The sequence below is a fragment of the Streptomyces hyaluromycini genome, from assembly GCF_002217755.1.
GTDB classification, from domain to species: Bacteria; Actinomycetota; Actinomycetes; order Streptomycetales; family Streptomycetaceae; genus Streptomyces; species Streptomyces hyaluromycini.
In genome coordinates this window covers 2,196-3,501 of record NZ_BCFL01000051.1, presented here as the reverse complement: position 1 = coordinate 3,501, position 1,306 = coordinate 2,196, and the positions used below count along the sequence as shown (strand labels likewise).

General features: G+C 57.0%; 1 other annotated feature (running past one end of the window).

The window, feature by feature from the left end:
* Positions 1-1,257: a sequence feature (mutual gap in cmsearch alignment for this rRNA model is longer than 100), on the bottom strand; it reaches 2,113 nt to the left of the window's first position.
* Positions 1,258-1,306: the final 49 nt, after the last annotated feature.

Sequence of the window (1,306 nt, the reverse complement as noted above, 5' to 3'; positions counted from 1 at the left end):
GCAATGACACGACTTCGGCGGTACGCTTGAGCCCCGCTACATTGTCGGCGCGGAATCACTAGACCAGTGAGCTATTACGCACTCTTTCAAGGGTGGCTGCTTCTAAGCCAACCTCCTGGTTGTCTCTGCGACTCCACATCCTTTCCCACTTAGCGTACGCTTAGGGGCCTTAGTCGATGCTCTGGGCTGTTTCCCTCTCGACCATGGAGCTTATCCCCCACAGTCTCACTGCCGCGCTCTCACTTACCGGCATTCGGAGTTTGGCTAAGGTCAGTAACCCGGTAGGGCCCATCGCCTATCCAGTGCTCTACCTCCGGCAAGAAACACACGACGCTGCACCTAAATGCATTTCGGGGAGAACCAGCTATCACGGAGTTTGATTGGCCTTTCACCCCTAACCACAGGTCATCCCCCAGGTTTTCAACCCTGGTGGGTTCGGTCCTCCACGAAGTCTTACCTCCGCTTCAACCTGCCCATGGCTAGATCACTCCGCTTCGGGTCTTGAGCGCGCTACTATACCGCCCTATTCGGACTCGCTTTCGCTACGGCTACCCCACACGGGTTAACCTCGCAACACACCGCAAACTCGCAGGCTCATTCTTCAAAAGGCACGCAGTCACACCACAAGGATGCTCCCACGGCTTGTAGGCACACGGTTTCAGGTACTATTTCACTCCGCTCCCGCGGTACTTTTCACCATTCCCTCACGGTACTATCCGCTATCGGTCACCAGGGAATATTTAGGCTTAGCGGGTGGTCCCGCCAGATTCACACGGGATTTCTCGGGCCCCGTGCTACTTGGGTGTCTCTCAAACGAGCCGCTGATGTTTCGACTACGGGGGTCTTACCCTCTACGCCGGACCTTTCGCATGTCCTTCGCCTACATCAACGGTTTCTGACTCGTCCTGTCGCCGGCAGACGACAGAAGAGAGATCCCACAACCCCGCATACGCAACCCCTGCCGGGTCTCACACGCATACGGTTTGGCCTCATCCGGTTTCGCTCGCCACTACTCCCGGAATCACGGTTGTTTTCTCTTCCTGAGGGTACTGAGATGTTTCACTTCCCCTCGTTCCCTCCACACTGCCTATGTGTTCAGCAGCGGGTGACAGCCCATGACGACTGCCGGGTTTCCCCATTCGGAAACCCCCGGATCAAAGCCTGGTTGACGACTCCCCGGGGACTATCGTGGCCTCCCACGTCCTTCATCGGTTCCTGGTGCCAAGGCATCCACCGTGCGCCCTTAAAAACTTGGCCACAGATGCTCGCGTCCACTGTGCAGTTCTCAAACAACGACCAGCCACCC